Below are 6,754 nucleotides of genomic sequence, written 5' to 3'. Positions count from 1 at the left end.
AAATTATTAACTTATGATATGTTAATAGTTAGTAGTATTAATCATAAATAATTATGAATATTTTAATAGTTAAGTTAAAAAATATTATATTTGCACCAACTTATGATATTTTAATAGTTAGTCAGATAAAACACATTAACTACGCATATTTTAATAATTAAAATAATAAAATGATGGATAATTGGTTGTTTTTAACAGAGCAAGAAATCTTAAAAGAAATAGGCAAAAGGCTTAAAAAAATAAGATTACAGCATAATCTTACTCAAAAAGAAATAAGTGAAGAAGTTGGTTTAAGTGTTTCAACAATTAGTTTGATAGAACAAGGGAAATCTACAACAGTTGAAAGTTTAATACGGATTTTAATGAGATTAAATAGAATTAAAGATTTAGAATCAGTATTTAGAGTTGGGGAAAACTTAGAGTTGAAGTTGAAATTTGAAAAAGCAAAATTGAAAACAGAAAGAAAAAGAGCATCTAAAAAAATAAAATAGCTATGATAGTAGAAGTGAAGTTGTACGGTGAAACATTAGGCACAATAGATTGGAATGATAATAAAGGCAGTTCTACTTTTCAATATAGCAATGAAGCTCTAAATAGAATGATAGAACCTTCTCCTATAATAATGCCTATACAAGAAAGAATATTTGAGACGAATCGAGACCATATCAACTTTCACAATTTACCTTATTTATTATCGGATTCAATGCCGGATGATTTTGGTAATATAATGATGAAAGAATGGTTAAGGCAGAAAAAATTATCTATTAATGATATAAACCCTGTTGATAGATTAACATATATAGGCAAAAGAGGTATGGGAGCTTTAGAGTATGAGCCTATTAATCATAAAGAGAGCAGCAATTACAATGTAAATGTTCGTGATTTATTTGAAGTTGCAAAAAAAGTTTTAGAAGGCAAGAAAAAGATTTCTTATAATAATTTAGATAAAGATAGTTTGTCTGATATATTAAGAATAGGAACTTCGGTTGGTGGAGCAAGAGCAAAGGCTTTGATTGCTATAAAAACCGATTCGGATAATAAAATTGAAGAAATTAGATCCGGTGATATTATTCAACCGGAAGGCTATTCATATTGGCTTCTTAAAATTGATGGAGCAAATGAAAAAACATTAGGAGAAAGTGCCGGTCTTGGAAAAAGAGAATATGCTTATTATAAATTAGCGAAAAAAGCAGGTTTAGATATATCTGACAGTGATTTATATGAAGAAAATAATAGGTTTCATTTTTTAACGAAACGTTTCGACAGAGCAAACAAAGGTGAAAAAATTCATGTGCAAACGTTTGGAGCATTGGCGGGTATTGATTATAGAATTCAAAAGGCAAGTAGTTATGAAGCATTGTTCAGGGTAATGAAAATGCTTCAACTGCCTTATAACCAATTTAAACAACAGTATAGACGAGTGTTGTTTAATGTTATAGCAAGAAATCATGATGATCATGTAAAAAACTTTTCTTTTTTAATGAATAAGGAAGGAAAATGGCAAATATCTCCTGCGTATGATATTAATTTTTCATATAGCCCAAGCGGAAATTGGACAAAAGTCCATCAATCATCTATAAATGGCAAATTTGATAACTTTACAAGAAATGATTTACTAAGTTTAGGTAAAACATTTGGTATTAAAAAAGCTAATCACATTATAGATGAAGTTATAACAGCAGTAAATCAATGGTCTAAAATAGCTACAGAGATAGATATTCCTAAAAAAGAAATAGAAAATATTAGTGATAATTTGAGAGTTAATAATTTTAATAAATAAATTAATGATCAGAGAAATTAAACATAATGAAATTGATTTTTTAAAGGAAATGCTTTATTTGGCTCTTTACGTTCCTGAAGGTCAGCCCCCGTTTCCAAAATCTATTTTAGCTCATCCTGATGTATCAAAATATATTGATAATTGGGGTACTCTTCCGAATGACATAGCATTGGTTGCAGAAATCAATAATGAACTTATTGGTGCTATTTGGGGAAGAACATTCAGTAAATCAAATGCAGGATTTGGTTTCATTGATGAAAATACACCTGAGTTATGTATGGCGGTTAAGGAAAAATTCAGGAATCAAGGAATTGGGGCAAAATTAATAGATGAAATTTCAAAAATATATTTCTTAAAGGGATTCAAGTCAATTTCGTTGAGTGTGGATAAACAAAACAGGGCAAGATTGCTCTATTTAAGAAAGGGATTTATCGTAGTGAAAGAAGATAAAGATCAAGATTTTATTATGAAAAAAATATTAAAATAAAAAATGTATGAAAAATAAATTAACAAGTTTGGTTTTATTATTAATCTGCTTTAATGTTGCTTTTGCTCAACAGAAATATACTATAAGCGGGCATGTTAAAGATTCCGAAACTGGCGAAGAATTAATCGGTGCTACAATATATATTAAAGAACTAAAAAGCGGTGGCACAACAAATGTTTATGGTTTTTATTCAATCACAATTCCTGAAGGAAAATACACAATCGAATATAGTTATATTGGCTTTGTAACTCAAATTTTTGAAATAGAACTTGTAAAAAGTATAAAAAACAATGTGTTGCTTTTGCCGGTAGCAATATCATTAGAGCAAGTAGTTATTACTTCGGAAGCGGCTGATAAAAATATTAAATCGGCAGAAATGGGAATGATAAAAATAAATCCTAAAGAAATTGAAGCGATTCCTGTTTTGTTTGGCGAACAAGATATTTTAAAAACTATCCAGCTTATGCCGGGTGTACAATCGGCAGGCGAAGGAAACAGCGGTTTTTATGTCAGGGGTGGTGGTGCCGACCAGAATTTAATATTGCTTGATGAAGCACCGGTTTATAATGCATCGCATCTTTTGGGCTTTTTCTCGGTGTTTAATTCCGATGCCATTAAAGACATGAAATTATTTAAAGGAAATGCCCCTGCCGAATATGGCGGGCGACTATCATCGGTTCTTGATGTTAAAATGAATGAAGGAAATTCGAAAAAACTCAGTGCTTCGGGCGGACTTGGGTTAATTTCTTCACGCCTGACTGTTGAAGCCCCAATTGTTAAAGACAAAGGTTCATTTATTATTTCGGGCAGAAGAACCTATGCCGATTTGTTTTTGAATTTCTCATCCGATGAAATGCAAAAAAACACAACACTTTATTTTTACGACCTGAATATTAAAGCAAATTATCGTATCGGTGAAAATGACAGAATTTTTCTTTCGGGATATTTTGGCAGAGATGTATTTGGATTTTCCGACAGAATGAAATTTGAATGGGGAAATAAAACTGCAACCCTCAGATGGAATCATCTTTTTAATAATAAGTTGTTTTTAAACAGTTCATTGATTTACAGTAAATACAATTATGTGATTGGGTTTAGCGGAATGGGAAACTTAATCGACATCACATCCGGCATTGAAGATTTTAACCTGAAAGAAGATTTTCAGTATTATATTAATCCGAAAAACACATTGAAGTTTGGGTTTAACAGTATTTACCACACTTTTATGCCGGGCGAAATAAGTTCGGACGCTGAAGATTTTATAAACGGTAAAATAATTGATGAAAAATATGCCATAGAAAATGCGGCTTATGTTTCTCATAAATTTGATGTTTCAAGTTTATTGAAAATTACTTATGGATTAAGATATTCAAATTTTACGGTTATCGGTCCGGGAAATGTTTATTCTTATAATGAAAATGATGAAATCATTGATTCTGTTTCATACAATAATAGAGAAGTTATTAAAAATTATGGATATTTTGAACCCAGAATATCAGCGAGTTATTTGTTGAATGAAGAAAGTTCGGTAAAAGTATCTTATGCACGAAATGCTCAATATATCCATTTACTTTCAAATTCAACATCTTCAACTCCAACAGACTTATGGCTACCAAGTAGCAGTATTATTGAACCACAAGTTTGCGACCAACTGGCTTTGGGATATTTCAGGAATTTTAAAGATAATGTTTTTGAAACTTCAGTAGAGATTTATTATAAAGATATGCAAAATCAAATTGATTATCAGAATGGTGCAGATATTCTTTTAAACGAAAAAGTTGAATCGCAACTTGTATTTGGTATTGGACGAGCTTATGGAGTTGAATTATTTATTAAAAAGAAAACCGGAAAACTAAACGGCTGGATTGGATATACTCTTTCGAGAACAGAAAGAACTTTTGATGAAATTAACGAAAGCGATTGGTTTCCTTCAAAACAAGACAGGACACACGACATTTCTATTGTTGGAATATATAACTTAAACAAGAAATGGTCATTTTCGGCAACATGGGTATTTAACACAGGTAATGCTGTTACATTCCCAAGCGGGAAATATGAAATTGAGGGGCTTACTATTCCTTTATACACAGATAGAAACGGATACAGAATGCCCGATTATCACCGCCTTGACTTAGGTGTTACATTAAAAAGTCAGAAGAAAAAGAAATACGAATCGAGTTGGAATTTTTCTGTTTACAATGCTTATGCACGAAAAAATGCTTATTCAATTGATTTCAGAGAAAACGAAAACGACCCAACTAAGACAGAAGCGGTTAGAATGGCTTTGTTTCAGATAGTTCCTTCGGTTACTTATAATTTTAAATTTTAATGCTTAAATGATAGAATGATAATAGAAAATTATGACAGAAAAAGAAACATTTATTCAAGAATAAAAAAAATCTCTGCATCTCTGTGTCTCAGCGTTCAATAAAAAAGAGCTAACGCAGAGTCGCAAAGCCACAGAGAAAAAAAATAATTAATAATGGAAAATATTATGAAAAAAAGAAAACCAATAATAGCAACACTCCTCTCCCTTCTCGCATTAACAGCATGCGAAGATGTAATAGAAATTGATTTGAACAGTATTGAACCAAAACTTGTTATTGAAGCAGTAATAACTGATCAAACCGTTCAACAAACAGTAAAACTTACAAAAACAGGCGACTACTTTGACCCCGGTATTTATCCAACAGTTTCTTATGCAAATGTAATAATAAGCGATAATCTGGGAAATTCAGAAACCTTAACGGAAGTAAACCCGGGTATTTACCAAACCGCTAATTTACAAGGAACCCCCGGAATTGTTTACAGCCTTTCCGTTGAGGTTGAAGATATTGAATATTCAGCAATATCCGAAATGCCTGTAAAAGTGAATATCGACACATTGAGCACCGAATTTTTTGAAGCTACACCTCGTTTTGATGAAGGCTATATGGTCAAATGTCATTTTACTGATCCGGCAGGAATAAACAATTATTATCGTTTAAAAACCTATGAAAATGGTGTTTTGCTAAATAGTAGTAGCGATTTTGTTTTAAGTGATGATAAAGTATTTGATGGAAATATGGCTCAAATGCCATTAAGAATGAAAACATTTCAAATAAATGATACTATTACTGTTGAATTATTGTCGTTAAACAAAGATACCTACGATTATTATAATACACTTATAGAAAATAGCAGTGGACCTGGTTTTATGTCCGGAGGTTCTACACCTGCCAATCCTTTATCAAATATAAGCAATGGTGCAATGGGATATTTTGGTGTCTATACTATAAGTTCTAAAACAATTATTATTCAATAAAAAAAGAAAAAAATGCTTAACTTTAAAAATATATAATTGTAGAAATATGAATATTGTTATTATAGAAGACGAAAAAATTGCAGCTAATAATCTGGAAAAAATGCTACATGAAATTGATAAAAACATTAATATTCAATGCAAAATTGATAGTATTGAAGAAACGGTTAAATGGTTAAGCAACAATACTGTTGATTTAATATTTCTTGATATTCATCTTGCTGATGGACTTTGTTTTAAAATTTTTGAACAAATAGAAGTTAAAACACCCATTATTTTCACTACCGCCTACGACCAATATGCAATTAAAGCTTTCAAGGTTAATAGTATAGATTATTTATTAAAACCAATTGAAATTCAAGAATTAGAAAAAAGCTTGAAAAAATTCAAAGAATTAAATCAAATTCAAATAATAAATGAGATTGATTACTCTTTATTAATTAAATCTTTTGCAAATAAAATTGAATATAAGGAAAGGTTTATTGTTCGCTATGCACAAAAAATAAAAAGCATAAGAGTTAGTGATATAGCTTATTTTTATATTAATAACGAAAATGTTTTTCTTTGCACAACGAATAACAAAAACTACCCTCTTGATTATTCTCTGGATAAATTAGAAAATATTATTAATCCAAAAGAATTTTTTAGAATTAACCGTCAGTTTATAGTAAATATATCTTCTATTGAAAATATGTATTCATTATCAAAAAGTAGAATTAAAATTGAATTAGAACCAAAATCTAATATAGAAACAATTGTTAGTTTTAATAGAATAAGTGATTTTAGAAAATGGTTAAATATATAAAAAGAACAAATATTATTTAAGAAATGTTGAAAGCCCAGCCGGTAACACGCAATATAATAAATTGGGCAAATAGCACTAAATATGAGTATTTTAACATTAAATAACCATCGTAGTAAATTGAAAGATTGGTGTTTCAAAATGCCCAACATTTCATATTGCCACCGTCAGACTGTCTAAAAAAATCAACAATTTGTAGATAAAGATATTTTACCACCAAAGGAATAATTTCTATTTTTATACTATGAAATTTATAGAACCTCCCTATACAAGGAAAAGACAGAAGACAGTCATATATTTTTACAATATCACTGGAAGAAGCAATTCGAAAAACGCAAACTAAAAAAAGCAAATTATTTTTGAGCAAAGCAGAAATGTCCTTAT

At 29.9% G+C, this 6,754-nt stretch carries 6 protein-coding genes; all 6 read left to right on the top strand.

Annotated features, from left to right (window positions below; translation table 11 throughout):
* The first annotated feature begins 170 nt into the window (after window positions 1–170).
* The 6 genes from U9R42_15215 (at window position 171) to U9R42_15190 (ending at window position 6,373) form a co-directional block, all read left to right on the top strand.
* The gene (locus U9R42_15215) at window positions 171–491 is read left to right on the top strand and encodes a helix-turn-helix domain-containing protein (GenBank protein MEA3497376.1); all 321 of its coding nucleotides are present in this window, start codon (window positions 171–173) and stop codon (window positions 489–491) included.
* A gap of 2 nt (window positions 492–493) precedes the next feature.
* Window positions 494–1,780 (top strand): type II toxin-antitoxin system HipA family toxin, encoded by a 1,287-nt coding sequence (locus U9R42_15210; protein ID MEA3497375.1) that lies wholly within the window; start codon window positions 494–496, stop codon window positions 1,778–1,780.
* Window positions 1,781–1,784: 4 nt separating this feature from the next.
* On the top strand, window positions 1,785–2,267 hold the full coding sequence (locus tag U9R42_15205; protein ID MEA3497374.1) for a GNAT family N-acetyltransferase: 483 nt from the start codon (window positions 1,785–1,787) through the stop codon (window positions 2,265–2,267).
* A gap of 7 nt (window positions 2,268–2,274) precedes the next feature.
* Window positions 2,275–4,596, top strand: a complete 2,322-nt coding sequence (locus U9R42_15200) for a TonB-dependent receptor (GenBank protein ID MEA3497373.1) — start codon at window positions 2,275–2,277, stop codon at window positions 4,594–4,596.
* 165 nt (window positions 4,597–4,761) lie between these two features.
* The gene (locus tag U9R42_15195) at window positions 4,762–5,571 is read left to right on the top strand and encodes a DUF4249 domain-containing protein (protein ID MEA3497372.1); all 810 of its coding nucleotides are present in this window, start codon (window positions 4,762–4,764) and stop codon (window positions 5,569–5,571) included.
* A 46-nt stretch (window positions 5,572–5,617) separates the two neighbouring features.
* Window positions 5,618–6,373: a LytTR family DNA-binding domain-containing protein gene (locus tag U9R42_15190; GenBank protein MEA3497371.1), complete on the top strand. Its 756-nt coding sequence runs from the start codon at window positions 5,618–5,620 to the stop codon at window positions 6,371–6,373.
* Window positions 6,374–6,754 lie beyond the last annotated feature (381 nt).

The organism is Bacteroidota bacterium, assembly GCA_034723125.1.
GTDB lineage: Bacteria > Bacteroidota > Bacteroidia > CAILMK01 > JAAYUY01 > JAYEOP01.
This window is presented reverse-complemented; position numbering and strand designations above follow the sequence as displayed.